Genomic DNA, 18,191 nt, shown 5'->3' on the forward strand with positions numbered 1-18,191 from the left:
GGTGCAGGGCCCCGGCCGGCCGGGGCCCTACACCCCTGGCGGTATGGGTGTCAACGCCGGGCGCTTGCGGGGGGCGGGTCCGTGGCCGTCGCCCTTGCCAGGGCCTGTACCACCCACCGGAATCCGATGCGCTCCTGTTCGAGGCGCAGCTGCGGGCGGATGCGGTTGTCACGCAGCGCATCGTAGAGCGCGTGTTCCTCGGGGGTGAGCCGCGCAAGCTCGCGCGCGGTCGGCCGATCCTCGTGGCCCCATTGCGATTCGAAGGCCAGCAGCGTGGCCCTATCCATGAGCAGCGACTCGACCTGGGGGAACACCGCGCGCAGTTGGTCGAGGATGGCAAAGCCGTGGGTGTCGATGTCGCCCCAGTAGTGGAGACGCGCATGGGCCAGCCAAGGGATGTCTTTTAGCATGGCGAATCCGTAGCCCGCGCCGAACAGGGCGATGGCCCCGGGGACTTTCGGGAGGGTGAGGAAGTTCACCTCGTTTTCAGTGATGATGACCTGCCGGGCCCCGGGGTCAAGGCGCGCGAGGCTCGCGGCATCGAGGGTGATGTCGGCGCCGATGGCGGCAAGCGGCAGGTCTTCATCCAGGGGCCGCAGGCGCACGCGCACGGGCTTGTCGCGAAAGCCGTAGCGCACGGCGAAGGCCGCCACCCCGGTGGCCGCCGGCGCGCATAGGGCCTGCGGGAGCGCGCAATCCAAAAGTTCGGTGAGCACCCCGCGATGGGTCTCCAGGAACTTGCTATCGACGCCCGGCAGGTCCACCTGGCGCAGATAGACATCGGGTCGCGGATGCGCGCCGATCCAGGCGAGGACCGCGAGCAGGCGCTCATAGGCCGGCGCCAGGTCGAGGGCGCGTAGCGGGTGGCGCGCCAGCCAGTCGAGCAGTGCCGGGCATGCCTCTTCGGTGGCCGCGACGAGCCTTGCGAATGCCTGGGCGCTGGCGCTCTTGCCGATGAGTGCCAGGGCATCTTCCCGGCTATCGATCCAGATCTCGGCGGGCAGGGCGTTGGCGCCCAGGGTGCGGTGGCGGATGGTGCGCATGACCACGCGCGCATGGGGGAGGGCGCGCAGCTCCGCCGCCCACGCGCGGACCGCATCGAAGCGCTCGGCGATCTCGCGGGAACTCGGGCCCGCGCACGGCAGGCGCCAGGGGAAGTCCGGGCGGCCGGTGACCATCGACGACAGTAGCGCGCCGCGCGCGAAGTGCCGGGTGAGGCGCGCGCGGATGTCCGCGGGCGAGGTCCAGCTCATCCCGCGATCCGCGCCTTTTCCGCGCGATACTCCTCGATCGTCAGGTTGCGGAGTTTGGAGGACCGCCCCTCTTCGTTGTGCACGAAGCCCACGCAGGAGACGTAGGGTTCGATGATGTGGATCTTCTGCAGGGGGGTGACGATCAGGATCTGGAGGTTCAGCTCCTGGAAGAGCCGCAGTCCATACTGCGCCGATTCATCGGAGCCGCGCCCGAAGGCCTCGTCTATGACCACGAAGCGGAACGAGCGCGAGCGCGTCGCCCCCCACTCCAGGCCGAATTGGTAGGCGAGGCTCGCGGCGAGCACGGTGTAGGCAAGCTTTTCCTTCTGGCCGCCGGATTTGCCGCCCGAGTCGGAATAGTGCTCGTATTCGCTCTCGTCCTCGCGCCAGCGCTCGCTGGCCGCGAACACGAACCACGCGCGCACGTCGGTGACCTTCGCGGTCCATCGCCGGTCGGCCTCCGATTGCCCCTCGCGCCCCCGGAAGCGCTCGATGATGCGCTTGACCTGCAGAAACTTGGCCTCCGAGTACTGGGCATCATCGGAACCGGTGAGCGCGCCCTCGGTGCACGCGCGCAGCTCGCCCTGGAAGTCGCGGATGTCGGCGTCGGGCGTGCGCTCGGCCTCCAGGACGATGTAGCGGCCGGGGTTGTAGTCGATCTTGGTCAACGACCCGTTCACGCGATCGATACGCTCCTTGATGAGCTCGCGTTCGCGCGCGAGCTGCGACTGGAAGTTCGCGACCTCGCGGATGGTGTTCTCGTTCAAGAGCTCCTTGAAGCGCGTCTCGAAGCCGGGCAGCCCGTCGGCGATGAGATCGTCGCGCATCTTGCGGTATTCAAAGCCGGCCTCGACCGCGGCGTCGACCTCGGCGGTCTCGAGCTTGTAGGCCTCGCGGTAGGAGACCATGGCCTGGATGATGCGATCGCGCAGGCGCGCGAGCCGGCGCGCGCATTCCGCCCCGTGGCGGCCGACCGCCGCGCGCATCTCATTGGCGCGATTCTCGCAGGACTCGAGGGTGAGCGTGTGGTCCGCCAGGATCTCGGCGGACAGTTCGTCGAGTGTGGCGAAGGCCGCGGCGTGGCGCGCGAACGCCGGGTCGTCCAGGACCTCCTGGACCGCCTGGCGCAGCACCTTGGTGTCGCTGCGGCGCTGTTCGCATTTGGCGCGCAGCTCGCGTTCGGTCTCGACATCGTGGTCGTGCCGCTGACGTTCGGCGCTGACCTCCTTGAGGCGCTGGGTGAGCTGCCTCAGGGCATCGGAGGTCGACTCGAGCTTATGGCGCTCGTCTTCGAGCGCGGCGACCTCGGCGGCCGAGGCGCGCCAGTCGAGTTCGCGAAAGTCGCGGTATTCGTCGAGACGTGCAAGCAGGGTCAGGCGTTCCCGCAGGTTTCCCTGGGCGGCCTGGGTGCGGGTGAGCCGCGCCGCGCACTCGGCGATCTCGCCTTCGAGCGTGCGTGCCTGGGCCTCCAGCGCGGCGATCTTGGCGGTGTTGGTCCAGCCGAGGATGTAGCGGCTGCGGTCCGTCAGGCGATGGCGGTCGTCTTTCTCATGGCGGTCGCCCGGGCTCTTGATCTGGCCTGCGCGGGTGAGCGCGCGCGTCTCGCGCTGGAACTGCTCGTGGGTGTCGCAACAGGCGACATCGAAGCGTTGTGCGAGTTCGCGTTCGAGCCATTCATAGAACGGCGAGTCCGTCCGGATCTCGAGCTTGCGCACCAGGGAATCGGGGTGCAGGGTGACCGGCGCCGCGCGCGGCGCCGGGCGGACCCGAAAGTACACGATACGGCCCCTGAGGTCGGTCTTGTCCACCCACTGCGCGACCTCGGCGTAGCGGGCATCGGGGATCAGCAGTGACAGGCCAAAGCCGTGGAGCAGGCGCTCGGCCGCCCCTTCCCACGCGGCCTCCTCCGGGCGCACCTGCAGGAGTTCGCCTACGAACGGGATGTCGTCTTCGCGCATGGCGAGCGCGCGGCCAAGCGCGCCGCGGATGGCGGCGTGGCGCGAGTCGATGTTGCTGCGCCGCGCCTTCAGGTCGGCGATCTCGGCGGTGAGGATATCATGGCGCGCGCGGGCCTCGCGCAGCGTCATGGTCTGCTCGGTAAGGGCGTTCTGGAGGGCCGCCTCCTCGCCCTGCGCGAGGTCGGCGTCGCGCGCAAGGCGCGCGCGTTGCGCCACGAATGCCGCCTCGTCTGCGGCCGCCGCCAAGCCCACGGCCGCGCCCAGCTCCCCATAGTGCCGGGCCTTGTCCGCGCGCGCGTCCCGCTCGCGCTGCTTGCGCTCGATGTCATGGGCAAGCCGCTCCAGGCGGTCGCCGCCGTTGTCGGCGATCTGGCGTTTCAACTCATCTTCGCTCATGCGCAGGCCATCGCGGGCCTCGCTCAGGCGCGCCACCGCGCGATCGCGCCGCCCCCATTCCTGGTCGATGTGGGCGAGGCGCTTGTCGAGGAGGTCGGCCTTCAGACGCGCGAAGTAGGGGTGCACGGCCTCGCGCGCCGCCTCCCAGGCGGCGAGATGGTCCTGGGTCTTGGCGTGTTCGTCGAGATGGGCCACGAGCGGCGTCAACAGCTCGAGCTGACGCCGGGCCTTCAGGACCGCCTCGTGGGCGCGGTTCAGATTGTCGAAATGGTCGATCAGGGCCTGGATGCGTGGGGCCACGTCGAACGGTTCGAGCATGTGGTGGCGCACGAAGTCGGTGAGGTTGCCGACCGACTTCATGGACACCGTCTGGTGGAACAGGTCGAGGGCCTGTTCATTGTCGATCCCGAAGCGCCGCCGAAACCACGCCCCGTAGGGCGGAAAGCTGTCGAAGACCTCGACGCCCTGGGCGCGCAGGCGCTTGCGCAGGCTCGCTATGTCCGAGCCGAAGTGCGCAAAATCCTCGGCGATGGCAAGGCCGCGCTCGGCGCCGACATAGAAGCGCGCCGGCTGGCCCTGGGGATCCTTGATCCAGAACACTTGGGCGATGGTCACGGTCTGATCGTAGCCGGCGTTATGGAAGACCCCGAGGATCACCGAATAGTGCTTGTGGTCACGCAGCGCGATGGGGCGCGCCGAGTGGCTGGCCTCGCCGCGTTCCGATTTGTAGTGGCCGAGCACATAGGAGCGCAGCGAGCGCTCCTTCAGGTCGGCCCCCGCGGCCTTGTTGTAGGCGATGCGTTGCGCCGGCACGAGCAGCGTGGTTACGGCGTCGACCAGGGTCGATTTGCCGGAGCCGATGTCACCGGTGACGAGCGCGTTGCGGCCGTCGGGGGCAAGCGACCATACCCGGCCATCGAAGGTCCCCCAGTTGAAGACCTCGAGGCGCTGCAGACGAAAGCCCGCGAGGCGGTCGTCGCCCGCGAAGTCGAGACTCAAGGCCTCGGGGATGGCGGCCGGCTCAGACCTCTTCACGGGTGGTCTCCGGCGATGGGTCGAGCTGCTCTTTGTAGGCCTTGAGGCGATCGCCGAAATCCGCCAGCCATTGGGCGTCGACGAAGGCCTTTAGGATCCGCCGCACCTCGTAGCTGGCCGGCCCCGCGGCCGAGCCGGCGGGCTTCAGGCGGCGCAGGAAGCCGAGATCGGCGATGCGGTTGATGTGGGTCTCGATCTGGTCGATGCGTTTGACCTCGTTTGCGGTCTCGGGGAGGAACACGCGCATCAGTTCCACGATCTCGTCGCGCGTGAGCACGAGCCGGGCGTCACCGCCGGTGGCATCGAATTCGGCGAGGCGCTTTCGCAAGAGCGCGAGCAAAAGGCTCACGCCAAACGACAGCGGGCGACGCGCCACGAGTCGCGGCAGGGCCTCGTCTTCGGTGGGGCGCGAGCGCAGGAAGGCGTAGCCCTCGGCCTCATCGATCACGAGTTCGAGCCCGAGCACGCCGACATAGTCGCGGACCTGGGGCTGCAGGCGCAGGAGCGCGCCCCATAGCCGGGCCTCGTCATCCTCATAGACGACCCCCTTCAAAAGAGGAATCACGACCGCCGAGAGTTCGACCCCGGCATCGAGCGCTTCTTCGGCCATAGCTTATCTCGTGAAGATGACGCGCGGGATGCGTGCGCGCCGCTCCCGCTCACGCCCGTCGGCCTGCACACTACGCCATAAGATGGCGTCCGTCACGTTTTCGTCGACGCAGGCCTTGCCATCGGCGGATGCGAGATTGAGGTAGGCTATGAGCTCCGCAAGCCCGTGACGCAAGGGATGGAGCTCGCAGATCTCGCGCAGCGTCACCTGCGCGCGGCCTTGCAGGGCCTGACGCACATGGCGCGCGAGTTCCGCGGTGTCGACCACGACCTGGGTGTACAGGGCGCTGTCATCGACATCGGCGAGCCCGGCCGTGATCGGGGTGTCGATGATCGCCGGACGCACGGGCGGGCTGTAGAGCGGGCGCTCCAGCGGCAGGTCTATGGTCGCCGCGGTCTCGGGCAGGGCCATGACCGCCCCCTGCGGCGGGTCCTCGCGCAGCCCCAGGGCGAGCCCCTCGATATCGCGTAAAAGGTCCATGATGCGGCGGTTTTCGAGCCACGCGCGATCATCCAGGAAGCGGCGCAGCTGCCGGGAGAGCTGGGCCACCGTGCGCTGGGTATGCTCGCCCGCCGCCAGCCAGTCATGATGGATGCGCCGGATGCGCGGATCGGGCGCGAGCGCGGCGATCGCCGGCAACGCCAGGATCTGCGCGAGCCGGCGTGTCAGCTCCTCCTCGCGGTCGCTGGCCATGAGGAAGTCGAAGAACGCCTGAAAGCTGCGGCCCTCGTCGGAATCGGTGATAAGGTCGCGTTCGCCGAGGATCTCGCCGAGCAGGGCGCCCTTGGAGCCCTCCCAGAGGGCGATGCGTTCGCGCACGCGGCGGTCGAGCAGGCGGAAGTTGTGCTCGACCTGGCGGAAGTCCGAGAGCAGTTCGCGGGAGAGCTGCGTGAACTGCTGGAAGCGATCCTTGAGGGCGCTGTCTTCGAGCAGCGGCACGTCGCCGCCGGCGATGCGCGCCATCTCCGCGTCGATCTCGTCGCGGCGCGCTTGCAGCTCGGCCAGGCGCACCCGAGGGTCGGTCTCGCTGCCCTCGCTCATCTGGCGCAGGAGCGTAAAGAGGGTCAGCAGGCGCGAGCCGGTGCCGACGAATGTGCGCGCGGCAAGCGTCGCGAGCCAGGTGATGGCCTTCTCGGCGGCCGGGGTGAGATCGTACTGGGGCTCGTCGGATTGCGCGGCGTAGAATTTGCGCAGCCAGTCCTTGTCAGGCGAGGCCCAGTCGTCGAGATAGGCGCGCGCCGTGCGCGGGAAGGCGGCCGCGCCTTGCTGTTGGCGCAGGCCATAGAGCTCGTCTTCGAGGGCCTCGACGAGGTCGGCCTCGGCGATCGCGCGGCGGTTTTGGGTCACGAACGCGCGCTCCAGGAAGCTTGCCACGAGCGGCGCGTGGTCGGAGCACAATAGACGCCACGCCGGGTGGTTCTGGCGTAGCAGGTTCAGGGTCGCGTAGTCGAGGCTCATGGGCTTGGGCATATTAGCATGCACGCGCATCCCGGGCGCATGCCGCCCGATGCCTGTGGTGCGGGCCTCCCGCGGCGAGCCGTGGGGGCGGTGCGGATTACGGGCCGGCAATCGCCGCCGGCAAGAGGAGGCAGCCTTTGGCAGACGCCGAGGCGTGCACAGCCGTACCCTATTGACAAGATCGAATGGCGGACGGACTATTTTGCTTGCGGGACGCGTGGTAGTGGGGGCTGGGCGCGCCCGAGCGGTCTGCAACCCCGGGGACAACGGGGCAGGGGGGCAATGTGGCGTCTTCGGGCGGTGCATGGGGTGTCGGTGTGGGCGCTTGGTCTGGCCATGGGGATTCCGGCATGGGCGCGTACGCCGTTGCCCGGAGAATGGCAGTCGCGCATGGTCATCAGGATGCCGGGCATGAGCGCGCGGATGGCGGCGGCGGCCACGCGCCCGATCATAGGCTGTGTGCCGAATGCGCAGCGATTCGCCATGCCGCCCGCGCCACCACGAATGCGCTGTAGCCACACGCGGGTGCACAACGACGCCGGCGGCCTGACTGTCGATGTCGTATGCGCGGCGTACGCCATGCGCGATACCATCCATCTCGATTATCGTGTGAGTCCGGACCGCAAGTCCTATGTGGTCCATGAGCGGTCGACGATCGCAGGGCCCGGGATGCGCCGCGTGATCACGGTCAGCGGCCGCGGCCGCTGGCTCGGTCCGCAGTGCATAAAGAACGGGGCACGATGAGCGCGCGCTCGATGGTGCGCGCGCGTGGCGCCGGCCGCGGTCGGCGGGAGCCGTCAGGGGCCGGTGGATGGGGGCGGGAACCGGGGGTGCGGCATGAATGCCATCGATGCGATCGCGACGTGTTATCGCAAGAGCTTTCACAAGCGCGGGCGCGCGAGCCGCTCGGAGTTCTGGTGGTTTGCCGATCGCGACGTGTTATCGCAAGAGCTTTCACAAGCGCGGGCGCGCGAGCCGCTCGGAGTTCTGGTGGTTTGCCCTGTACTATCTCGTCCTCGAGGCCGCTTTTGAGCTTCTGGTGCACGGCCGGACGCCGTACACACCGCCATCGTGGGGCGCCGGACTGCTGGCCGTGGTGGTCGGGCTGTTCGCAATCTATTCCTTTTTCCCCTTCGTGTCCGTCGAGATCCGGCGCCTGCATGATGTCGACCGCAGCGGCTGGTGGCTCGTGGCGAGCATGCTCATGGGGGCGCTTAGCGAGGCGGCGTTGGGGGTGGATGTGATGTCGGCCCTGGCCACGCACCGGCTGCGGCAGTTCGTGCGCGCGCTTATGGATGGCGGTCATTGGGGGCTCACCTTTGCGCTCGTTGCGACCGTGGCGATCAATATCGCGGTGTTCATCTTCCTGGTGTGGCCGGGGACCGCCGGTGATAATCGCTATGGCCGCGACCCGCGCGGTGCCGGGCGCGCGAAGCGGGGCGACCCCCGTTTCGTGGGCAGGCATTAGGCGCGCAACGCCCCCTGCCCGCGCCGCGACGGCGCCGGCGCGCATCCATGCCGGCGGCCACACCAAGGCCCGGGGGGGCGAGCGCTGCGATGCGGCGGGCCGTGCGGCGGATAGGGATCGCTTCCCCAGGGCTTCGCGCATGGGGTAGCATAGCCGGGGTTGCCATGACCGCCCGGAATCCGTGAACCCCCCGTGCCTCCCGCACAGACACCGGCACTGCGCCCGCGTATCGTCCTGATCGCGGCGCTCGCGAACATCCTCATCGGCGCCGCCGCGCTATGGGGCTGGCTTACGTTGCGCCCGGGGTTGGTGCAATGGAATCGGCACCTCGCGCCGATGCCGTTCAATGCCGCGGTGTCGCTGGTGCTCGTGGGCCTGGGGCTCGTGTTGCTCTATCGCGGCCTGTTCCGGTCGGCCGTGCTCGTCGCCTTTCCGGTCGTGCTCTACAGTACGCTCGCGGCCGTAAGCCAGCTCGTGCATACCCACCTCGGCATCAATCATCCGCTGTTGTTGCCGGTCCATACCCCGCATTTTTTCCACAGGCCGGTGCGCATATCGCCGTTGAGCTGCGCGATGCTCATGGTCGTGAGCTGCGCTGCGGTATTTGCCGGGCTGGTCCGGGCGCGCGCCCCGGGACCGGCGGCCGGCGCCCTGCTGGTGGCCTTGAGCGCCGCCGGGTTGGTCGGCCAGCTGAGCCCCCTGTGGCCGATCTGGCGCACCCTGCGCGAGGTGTCTCTGCCCGGATCGCTGGCGCTTTTTACCTTGGGCGCGGCGGTGCTGGCGCGTGGCTGGACCGAGCTGCGCTCGCGGCGCCTGGGGCTTGCGTTCGTCACCGCGACCATGCTCCTTACGGTCACCGTGGTGCTGACGGTGGCGGTGAACACCTATGAGGACGACGAACTCATGCGCATGACCGGGGGTGTCTGGCAGGGGGTCGCCGACCAGATCCGCGCGCAAGAGCACCGGCCGCTCGCGGTGGCGCGCATGGCCGCCCGCTGGAAGGCCTTCGGCATGCCTACGGCGGCGCGCGCCAAGGGGGCCGCGCGGCTTTTGCAGAAACAGGTCCCGGGCCTTCAGGCCGTCGTCTGGGTGGCGCCCTCATCGCGGGTCGTGTGGCGGGTGCCCAATGCCGGCCATCCCCGGGTGGTCGGCCGGTTCCTGGATGCCGACCCGCGCCGGGCCCTGGTGCTTGAGCGCGCGCGCATGAGCAATCGCCCGGCGATGACCTCGCTCATCCCGTTGTTCAATGGCGGGCGCGGCTTCGTGGTGGTGGCGCCGGTGCGCATCCACGGCCGCTTCATCGGCTATCTCGGGGGGATATTCGATACGCGCGGGCTGCTCTCGCACCTCGTCGCCAATCTCTGGCAGGGTTATCACGTCAGTGTGCGCCTGCATGGTCAGCGTTTCTTCGTGCGCGGGCTCCCGGGCGCGGCCCGCTACCGCCATACCGGTCATGTGCGTTTTTTGGGGCAGAACCTCACGATCGGGGTGACCCCCGGGGCGCGTATCGTGCGCAAGATCGCAGTCGGGCTGCCGACAATCGTGCTCACAAGCGGCCTTTTGCTCGCGTTGTTTGCCGCCGCCGCGGTGTATGCCATGCAGGAGGCGCAACGCCATGCCGCTTCGCTCGACCGCCTGAATGCCGGTCTCGAGAATCTGGTGCTGGCGCGTACCGCGGCGCTGCGCGAGGAGCGTGAGCGCTGGCGGGTGACGCTCATGAGCATCGGGGACGGCGTCATCGTCACTGATCATGAGGGCCGGGTGCGGGCCCTGAACGCCGAGGCCGAGCGCTTGACCGGGTATCGGGACGACGAGGCGCGCGGGTTGCCCGTGGATACCGTCTTCCCGCTCCATCGCGACCTCGAGGGGCCGCCGGTCGAGGGACCGGTGGGGCTGGCCTTGCGGACCGGCCAGGTGCAGCATCTGCGCAGCCCGGCGGCCTTGAAGACCCATGACGGGCGGGTCCTGCAGGTCAGTGATTCGGCGGCCCCGATCCGTGATGAGGACGGGGAGGTCACCGGGGCGATCATGGTGTTTCGCGATGTCACCCAGCGCCAGGCCCTGGAGGAGCAGGCGATGAAGGTGAAGAGCCTCGAGGCCCTGGGGGTGCTGGCCGGGGGTATCGCCCATGACTTCAACAATATCCTGACGGCGATCTTTGGGAACATCACGCTCGCCAAGATCTATGCGCCCGGTGACGCGACCTTGCAAGGGGCGTTGGCCGATGCCGAACGCGCCAGCTGGCGGGCGCGCGAGCTCACCTTCCAGCTGCTCACCTTCGCCAAGGGCGGGGCGCCGGTCAAGAAACCGGGTTCGATCGGCGAGACCACGCGGGATCTCACCGGGTTTTTCGTGAAGGGCTCGGCGGTGCGCTGCGAGATCGATATCCCCGAGGATCTGTGGCCGACCGAGTTCGATCCTGATCAGATGGGTCAGGTGATCCAGAACATCGTCCTGAACGCGAAGGAGGCCATGAATGGCGCCGGGGTGTTGCGGGTCACGGCGCGCAACGTGACGTTGACGGCCTCGGAGGTCGTGGATCTCGCCGCCGGTGATTATGTCGAGATCGCGTTTCGCGATAGCGGCCGCGGGATCGCGCCGGAGTACCTGGCGCGGATCTTCGACCCGTACTTCTCCCTGAAGCCTTCGGGCACGGGGCTGGGCCTTGCCGTCACCTTTTCCGTGGTCAAGCGCCACCAGGGTATGGTGACCGCGGAGTCCGTGGTCGGGCAGGGCACGACGCTGACGCTGTACCTGCCGCGATCGGGGATCGACCCCGTGCCGGCGATGGCCCCCCCCGGCCATGGACCGGTGGCGGCGGTGGGGCGGGGCCGGCGGATCCTGATCATGGATGATGACCAAGATGTGCGGGCCATAGGGGCGCAGCTGTTGCAACGCCTGGGCTACGAGGTCACCGAGGCCGCCGATGGCCAAGAGGCGGTGCGGCTCTACGAGAAGGCCTGTGCCGGACGGCCGTTTGATGCCGTGATCCTGGATCTCACGGTGCCCGGTGGCATGGGCGGCAAGGAATGCGTACGCCGGCTGCACGCGTGTGACGGCAAGGTGCGCGCCATCGTCGCCACCGGCTATTACACCGATGCGATCGTGGCCCAGTATCGGGCCTATGGATTTGGCGCCTCCGTCCAGAAACCCTATCGCCTCGAGGACCTAGCGGCGGCCCTTGCGCGCGTGCTTGGCTAATGTGACCGAACGTCGCTTGTCGGCCGCGGCGGCCTCTGCGCACACTCCACCGGGAACGGGGCGAGGCGGGCGCGAGGGGGTGCTGTGGGGTGGATGCGAGGCAAGGGGCGGGGGCGGGCGATCGTGGGGGCCTGGGTGCTGGCCGGCGGCGCGCTCGCCACGGCGCACGCCTTTGATTACGCCGATGTGATCGGCAAGGCCCGGCAATTGGCGGCGCTGCCCTTCAAGCCGCAGCGGCGCATCGCGCAGCTGGCGGGCCTCAGCTACGACGAGTACCGCAGCATCCACTTCCGGCCGACCGCGACCTTGTGGCCGCGGCGGCGTCTGCATCTCCAGTTCTTCGCCCCCGGCTACCGCTTCGTGCGCGCGGTGTCGATCTCGCTGCTGGCCGCCGGGCATGTCCACGCGCTGCGGTTCCGGCGCTCCTGGTTTCATATCCCTCCGGGCCTCTATCCCCACCACCTGCCGCGGACCATCGGCTACGCGGGCTTTCGCGTGCTCTATAACGGTTATCATCCCGGACGGTCGCCCGTGGCCCCCAACAACCAGGTGATCGTGTTCCTCGGGGCGAGTTACTTCCGCGCCAAGGGGTCGCATGAGCAGTTCGGGCTGTCGGCGCGCGCCCTGGCGGTCGATACCATCGCCCCGCGCCCCGAGGAATTTCCGCACTTCATCGCCTTCTGGATCCGCCGTCCGGCGCCTCGTGCGCGCGCCCTGACGGTGTTTGCGCTCCTGAATGGTCCCAGCGTCACCGGGGCCCTGCGGTTTCGCATCCACCCCGGGCGTGCCGTGCATGTGCGCGTGCGCGCGACCTTCTTTTTTCGCAGGCGCGTGTATGAGCTGGGCATGGCCCCGCTCTCCAGCATGTATATGTATGACCTGTGCGACCGGCGCCCGTGGGCCTATCCGCGTCCCGCGGCCCATGATTCCGAGGGATTTCTGCTCGCCAGCCGGCGGGCGATGCGCTGGCGGCAGCTGGCCAATCCCGCGCGCGTGCATCAGTTCGTGTTCCCGGTCCGCCATCTGCGCGGCTTCGGCCTCATTCAGCGGGATCGGGACTTCTTTGACTACGAGTCGATATCGATGCGTTATCAGGGGCGGCCCAGCGTCTGGATACGGCCGCGTGGCGCATGGGGGCCGGGTAAGGCCACCCTGATCGAGATCCCGACCCCCAACGAGACCAACGACAACATCGTCGCCTTCTGGCAGCCGGCGCGCCCGCCGGCCCCCGGGCGCGCCTATCGCCTGCGCTATACCCTGATCTGGAACGGGCCGGGACCGCGGGAATCGCGGGCGCAGGTCGTGCGCACCCGCGCCAGCGCCCGCTGCACGGGCCGCCCGGTGCGCTTTGCCGTCGACTTTCAAGGGGCGCGGCTCGGCCGACTGGTCGCGGCCAGGCGCCTTGCGGCGCGCCTGCGGACCACGGCCCCGGGTACACCGATCTCGCATGTGCGTTTGCGCGCGGTGGCCCACGATCGCGTGCGGCTGTGTTTCACGGTGGCCGCGCAGCGCCCGCGCGCGCTACGGATCCGCGCGGTGCTGATCGCCGGCGGTCGTCCGGTGAGCGAGGTCTGGGATTATGTGGTGGCGCGCGCAGAGCCGCCGATACAGGTGCTGCGGCGCCCACGCGGTGGCACATGACGGGGACCGGCAGGCGGCGCCGGCGGGGCGCCGGGATGGTGCTGGCGGCGGTCCTGGCCCCCTGGCCGATGACGGCGGTGGGCCATGGGGCGGTCGGCCCCGGTGGGGTTCCGGCGGCGGGCGCGGGCGCGCGTATCGTGCCGCTTTCCGTGCCATCCCCGGTACACCACGCGTCCGCGCGCCCCTGGGCGCGCCTTGCCGGGCGCGGCGGGCTTTGGGTGTGGTGCGCGGGCGATGGCCGCCGGGGCCTGTCCGTGACCGTGCCCGGGGGGCGATCGCGACGCTGCGCGGGCGTGCGCGTCACGGCCCCCGGGGGCGGCGGCCGGCGCGTGACCTGGTTTGCCGTCGGCCACGGGTCGTTCTGGGCGCGGCCGCTCGGGGCGTCACGGGGGGTATCGGTACGCGCCCTCGGCGCCCGGGGGGTGTTTCGATACGTGACCCTGGCGGTGCGCGAGGGGCGGCTGGTGGCCGTGGCGGGTGCCGGCGCCCCGGGCGCCCAGGCGCGTTACCATCTGACGGTGTCCGGCCGGCGGACGGTACGCATGACGGCCACCGAGGTGGCCTCCTATCGGGATAGGGCCGTGGCCCGACGGGATCGGCCGGCGCTTGCCGGATTTTACGACTTCGGGGTCGGCACGGCGATGTCGGCAATGGCCATCGACCCGGCGCGCCATGATGCCGACGGCCTGTGGTTCACCGATGCCCGCGGCCCCTCATGGGCGCCACTGCGTAATCCCCGTCACCCCTGGCGGCAGGCCTATGGCCCGGGGGTGCGCGCCTTTGGTCTCCTGCAGCGTGATCGGGCGCGGCGCTATTATGGCGTGCATGCCGCGCGCCCCCAGGATGCCCCGGATGTCATCGTCCATTGGCCCGGGCGCGGGACGCGGGTGGTGCTGCGCGAGCGGCCCACCGCGGGACGCGCCGCGCCCAATGTGTGGGTGATGTTCGGGCCGCGTGCGCAGGATCGCGAGACGCTGCGCTATCGCCTCACATGGACGCGTACCGCCCGGGATCGCGGAGATCGCGCGATCGTGGTGTCCACGCTCATGGGCGGCAATGCCCGGAGCGGGGCGCGCATGTACGTCATCGACTATGCCGGAGGGGCAATCGCCCGGCGGCTCCCGGATCATGCCGTTGCCGGAACGGTGCGGGTACGTCCCGATACCTTCGTCACCCAGGATAGCGTGCGCTACAACCCCTATACACACGGCTATCGCCAGGTCCTGCAGGTGTTGCCGATGGCCGGGCGCAATATCCATGTGCGCGCCTGGCTTAGCGTGTCCGGTCAGCGCCTCTCGGAGACCTGGCGCTATACGCTGTTCGCCCCGCGCATCGCCCGCTAGACGCCGGGACTGGTCTGCGGCTCGGGGATGACCGGCCGGCCCCGGCCATGATAGGGTCAGGCGCGGGAGGCGTCATGGCAAGGACCGAAAGGAATCCCTTGGGGCAGGAGGTGGGGCTGCCGGTGGTCGGCTGGCGGCCGCCGCCGTATCCGGATGAGCGCGCGCTCAGCGGGCGGTTGTGCACGGTCGAACGGGTGGATGCGATGCGCCACGCGCAGGCCCTCTACGATGCCCATGGCCTCGACCGTGAGGGCCGCCTGTGGACCTATCTTCCGCACGGGCCGTTCGCGGATTTCGCCGACTATCGGGCGTGGCTTGCCGGCGCGCAACACAGTATCGACCCGTGGTTCTACGCCATCGTGGATCGCGCCAGCGGGCAGGCGGTGGGTAGCGCCGCCTATCTGCGCATGAATCCCGAGGCCGGATCGATCGAGGTGGGGGCGCTGGTCTTTTCCCCGTTGTTGCAACGCCGGCCGGCGGCCACCGAGGCCATGGTGCTCATGATGGCGCACGCCTTCGCGCTCGGTTATCGCCGTTATGAGTGGAAATGCGATGCCCTGAATCAAGCCTCGCGCACAGCGGCGCTGCGTCTCGGGTTCCGCTATGAGGGCACGTTTCGCAAGGCGGCGGTGGTCAAGGGCCGCAATCGCGACAGCGCCTGGTTTGCCATCACCGATGACGAGTGGCCGGGGCTTGCGCGGATCCTGGCGCGCTGGCTGGATCCCGCGAACTTCGATGCCGGCGGGGGGCAGCGCGTGGCGCTGTCGTCCCTCACGCGCGCGTGGCGCGCGTCGCGCGAGGGTTTGTGACCGAGGCCTGGAACGGGCTTTAAACGCAGGCGATTGCGCGATCCGGCACCGCGGCTCAGCTTGTTGCCGCGCTGATCGCGGTTCACACTGGCGCCATCGTGACGCGGAGGGTGGGCGGTGGCGGTACAGCGGGAGGCATGGCGGCATCGCGCCTGGGAGGTCCTCGGTCAGGTCTCGGCCGAGGCGATGATCGGCTGGACCCGTGACGGGCGGGTGCTGGTCTGGAACGACGGGGCCACCCGTTTCTATGGTTATGAGGCCCGGGAGATGATCGGGTGTGACGCGCGACCGCTGCTCGGCATCCCCGGGCACACCCCCTGGCCACCCGCGGATCTGCGCGGGCGGCGCGCGCTCGAGCTTAACCGCCGCCACAAGAGCGGTACGCCGCTTGCGGTGCTCGCCGAATTACACCCGATAGAAGATGAGCACGGCCAGGTCATCGGTGTCGCCGAGGTCGGCCGCCTCGCCCCGCGCACACTCAGCATGGCGCGCGCCCAGCAGCAGGCCGCGCGCCTGCATCTGGCGGCGATCGTCGAATCCTCGGAGGATGCGATCGTGGGCAAATCCTTGAATGGCGTGATCCAGTCATGGAACCGCGGGGCCGAGCGCGTGTTTGGCTACCGCGCCGAGGAGGCGGTCGGCCAGCCGGTGACGATGCTGATCCCGCCGGATCGCTGCGACGAGGAGGAGCGTATCCTTGCGGCCATACGCGCAGGCGAGCGGGTGCCGCCCTACGAGACCATCCGGGTGCGCAAGGACGGACGTCTGATCCAGGTGTCGCTTACGATCTCGCCGGTCTATGACCTCCTCGGCCGCGTGGTCGGGGCCTCCAAGATCGCCCGCGACATCACCGCCCACCGCGCCGCGGAGCGGGCCCTGGCGCAGGCCGAGGAGCGCCTGCGCGCGGTGGTCGATGCCGCGCCCGTGGTGCTGTTTGCCTGCGATGCGCAGGGCCAGATGACCTTGCTGAAGGGGCGTGCGCTCGAGAGTCTCGGTTTCAAGGCCGAGGGGCTCATCGGCCGCCCATTTCTGGGCATGCCCGGGGGCGCGGCGGCGGGCTTCGCGGCCCAGCTGGCACGCGCCTTGCGCGGCGAGCGGTTTACCGCGGTCCTGGGAGTGGCCGGCGGGCTCGTGGAGATACGCTGGTTGCCGGTGTTGGGGGCGGAGGGGGTGATCGCCGGCGCCGGCGGGGTGGCGATGGATATCACCGAGCAGCGCCGGGCCCAGGAAGAGGCGCTGCGTGCCAGCAAGTGGGAGCTGTTCGGTACGCTCGCGGGTGGGATTGCGCACGATTTCAACAACGTGCTCGCGGCGATCGTGGGGAACCTCGCGCTCGCGCGCATGAAGCTCGGGCCGGTTTCGGAGGCCGCGGCCTTTCTCCTTGAATCCGAGAAGGCGGCGATGCGCGCGCAGGGCCTCACCCGCCAGCTGCTCGGTTTCGCCAAGGGCGAGCGCGCGGCCCGCGGCGTGGTGGATCTCGCGGCCTTGATCGAGTCGACCGCGCGCTTCGCCCTGGGGGGGTCGAACGTTCGTGCCCACGTGCTTATCGCCCGCGACCTGTGGAAGGTCCGCGGTGACGAGGGGCAGCTGAGCCAGGTCATGAATAACCTCGTCATCAATGCCCAGCAGGCGATGCCGGGGGGCGGGTCCGTGGAGATCCTGGCGCGCAACGTGTCCCTGGACGGGCACGAGACCGCGCTTCCGGCCGGGGATTATGTGCGTATCGACTGCGTGGATCGGGGTGTCGGCATCGAGGAGCAGGACGTGGCGCGCATCTTCGATCCGTTTTTCACGACCAAGGCGCAGGGTAGCGGGCTTGGGTTGACCACGAGCGCGCGCATCGTGGGCGAGCATGGCGGGCGCATCGATGTCCAGTCACGTCCAGGGGAGGGTACCCGTGTGCGTTTCTATCTTCCGCGGCCAAGTGAAGAAGCGCCTGCATCGCAGGCGGGGGGTTCCGTCAGACCGCCCAAGGCGCGTATCCTATTCATGGACGACGAGGAGCCGATCCGCAAGGTCACGCAGGCGATGTTGACGCATCTCGGCTACGAGGTGTGTGTCGCCGCCGACGGCGGGGCGGCGCTCCGCGAATACCGAAAGAAGCGCTATGACATTGTCATCCTCGATCTTACGGTGCGCGACGGCCTCGGGGGACTTGCCACGCTGGAGCGCTTGCGCGCGCTCGATCCAGGTGTGGTGGCGATCGTCTCGAGTGGCTATTCAAGTGATCCGGTGATGGCCGACCATGAGCGTTATGGCTTTGTGGCCAAGGTCCCCAAGCCTTACACCCCCGAGACCCTGGATGCCGCCATCACACCGCTTTTAGGGGGCGGGGGCGCGCCGCACGACGCACGCCGGAGTGCGGCTGGCGCAGACCAGGATAGGGATGCGTGGTAGACGCGGCGGCGGAAGGCCGGGGCATGGCTTGCGGGGATACGATGGTATGTGCCCAGGTGCGGCGCCGGTGCTCGTGTTCGGGCGCGCGTGCGGGGAGGCCGGCGACGGCCGGGCCTCGATCCATCAGGGCGCCTGCGATCAGCATCGCGATTTATCAGGGAGCGAGGAATCCATGAAGAAAAATGGGGGGTCGCGACGGCCGGGAGAGGGTCTGGATGGCGGGCGCCTCGATGCCATCGTGGCGCGCGCCCATAAAGAGGCGGACACGCGCATGGGCGGCTACCGCGAGCAGTCGCTACGGCTTCACCCGCATGTGTGCGCGCGGTGTGGCCGCGCCTTCGATCGCAGCAATCTGCACGAACTGACCGTCCACCATAAGGATCATAACCACGACAACAACCCGCCCGATGGTAGCAACTGGGAGAATCTCTGCCTGTACTGCCATGATTGGGAGCACCAGAAGTATTCGTACGCGGTGATCGGGGCGTACGCGGATTTCGGGCTCACGAGCAAGCCCACGGCCCCGGCGGAGGCCAAGCATAACCCGTTTGCGGGGCTGAAGGAGGCGCTCACCCGCAAGCGCGAGGAGTGATCAACGGGACCCCAAACGGAAAGACCGGCG

General features: G+C 69.1%; 12 protein-coding genes. 8 read left to right on the forward strand and 4 right to left on the reverse strand.

The window, feature by feature from the left end; all coding sequences use genetic code 11:
- Positions 1–50: 50 nt before the first annotated feature.
- From C4901_RS06975 to C4901_RS06990, 4 genes are read right to left on the reverse strand one after another with little or no spacing between them, the layout of a single operon-like run.
- Positions 51–1,253, reverse strand: coding sequence for a Wadjet anti-phage system protein JetD domain-containing protein (locus C4901_RS06975; protein ID WP_110136708.1), 1,203 nt, complete (start codon positions 1,251–1,253; stop codon positions 51–53).
- On the reverse strand, positions 1,250–4,642 hold the full coding sequence (locus tag C4901_RS06980; RefSeq protein ID WP_205736249.1) for an ATP-binding protein: 3,393 nt from the start codon (positions 4,640–4,642) through the stop codon (positions 1,250–1,252). Before C4901_RS06980 ends, C4901_RS06975 begins: the two co-directional genes overlap by 4 nt.
- Positions 4,629–5,252, reverse strand: coding sequence for a DUF4194 domain-containing protein (locus tag C4901_RS06985; protein WP_110136709.1), 624 nt, complete (start codon positions 5,250–5,252; stop codon positions 4,629–4,631). The genes C4901_RS06980 and C4901_RS06985 overlap by 14 nt, the downstream gene beginning before the upstream one ends.
- A 3-nt stretch (positions 5,253–5,255) precedes the next feature.
- Positions 5,256–6,710, reverse strand: a complete 1,455-nt coding sequence (locus C4901_RS06990) for a DUF3375 domain-containing protein (protein WP_110138560.1) — start codon at positions 6,708–6,710, stop codon at positions 5,256–5,258.
- A 282-nt stretch (positions 6,711–6,992) separates the two neighbouring features.
- Here C4901_RS06990 and C4901_RS17605 point away from each other — a divergent pair, with 282 nt between their 5' ends.
- From C4901_RS17605 to C4901_RS07030, 8 genes are all read left to right on the forward strand, one after another.
- Positions 6,993–7,454 (forward strand): DUF3617 family protein, encoded by a 462-nt coding sequence (locus tag C4901_RS17605; RefSeq protein ID WP_168185606.1) that lies wholly within the window; start codon positions 6,993–6,995, stop codon positions 7,452–7,454.
- A gap of 178 nt (positions 7,455–7,632) precedes the next feature.
- Entirely contained in the window at positions 7,633–8,178 is a 546-nt protein-coding gene (locus C4901_RS07000) for a DUF805 domain-containing protein (RefSeq protein ID WP_168185607.1), read from the forward strand.
- A gap of 192 nt (positions 8,179–8,370) precedes the next feature.
- Positions 8,371–11,379, forward strand: coding sequence for an ATP-binding protein (locus C4901_RS07005; protein ID WP_110136712.1), 3,009 nt, complete (start codon positions 8,371–8,373; stop codon positions 11,377–11,379).
- Between the two features lie 93 nt (positions 11,380–11,472).
- Complete coding sequence (locus C4901_RS07010; protein WP_110136713.1) at positions 11,473–13,020, forward strand: glucan biosynthesis protein; 1,548 nt, start codon at positions 11,473–11,475, stop codon at positions 13,018–13,020.
- Positions 13,017–14,363: a glucan biosynthesis protein gene (locus C4901_RS07015; protein WP_145960644.1), complete on the forward strand. Its 1,347-nt coding sequence runs from the start codon at positions 13,017–13,019 to the stop codon at positions 14,361–14,363. The genes C4901_RS07010 and C4901_RS07015 overlap by 4 nt, the downstream gene beginning before the upstream one ends.
- A gap of 74 nt (positions 14,364–14,437) precedes the next feature.
- Positions 14,438–15,172, forward strand: coding sequence for a GNAT family N-acetyltransferase (locus tag C4901_RS07020; RefSeq protein ID WP_110136715.1), 735 nt, complete (start codon positions 14,438–14,440; stop codon positions 15,170–15,172).
- A 117-nt stretch (positions 15,173–15,289) separates the two neighbouring features.
- Entirely contained in the window at positions 15,290–17,569 is a 2,280-nt protein-coding gene (locus C4901_RS07025) for a PAS domain S-box protein (protein WP_110136716.1), read from the forward strand.
- Positions 17,570–17,741: 172 nt separating this feature from the next.
- A complete protein-coding gene (locus tag C4901_RS07030; protein WP_110138561.1) occupies positions 17,742–18,161 on the forward strand; it encodes a YajD family HNH nuclease in 420 nt (139 codons plus the stop codon).
- The last annotated feature ends 30 nt before the right edge of the window (positions 18,162–18,191 follow it).

Origin of the sequence: Acidiferrobacter sp. SPIII_3, from assembly GCF_003184265.1 — a bacterium.
In the GTDB taxonomy this organism is placed as follows: Bacteria; Pseudomonadota; Gammaproteobacteria; order Acidiferrobacterales; family Acidiferrobacteraceae; genus Acidiferrobacter.

What these genes read in the sequence shown, in the direction of transcription:
- C4901_RS06975 (WP_110136708.1), bottom strand. Translation starts at nt 1,253, where the DNA reads ATGAGCTGGACCTCGCCCGCGGACATCCGCGCGCGCCTCACCCGGCAC.
- C4901_RS06985 (WP_110136709.1), bottom strand. Translation starts at nt 5,252, where the DNA reads ATGGCCGAAGAAGCGCTCGATGCCGGGGTCGAACTCTCGGCGGTCGTG.
- C4901_RS06990 (WP_110138560.1), bottom strand. Translation starts at nt 6,710, where the DNA reads ATGAGCCTCGACTACGCGACCCTGAACCTGCTACGCCAGAACCACCCG.
- C4901_RS17605 (WP_168185606.1), top strand. Translation starts at nt 6,993, where the DNA reads ATGTGGCGTCTTCGGGCGGTGCATGGGGTGTCGGTGTGGGCGCTTGGT.
- C4901_RS07010 (WP_110136713.1), top strand. Translation starts at nt 11,473, where the DNA reads ATGCGAGGCAAGGGGCGGGGGCGGGCGATCGTGGGGGCCTGGGTGCTG.
- C4901_RS07015 (WP_145960644.1), top strand. Translation starts at nt 13,017, where the DNA reads ATGACGGGGACCGGCAGGCGGCGCCGGCGGGGCGCCGGGATGGTGCTG.
- C4901_RS07020 (WP_110136715.1), top strand. Translation starts at nt 14,438, where the DNA reads ATGGCAAGGACCGAAAGGAATCCCTTGGGGCAGGAGGTGGGGCTGCCG.
- C4901_RS07030 (WP_110138561.1), top strand. Translation starts at nt 17,742, where the DNA reads ATGAAGAAAAATGGGGGGTCGCGACGGCCGGGAGAGGGTCTGGATGGC.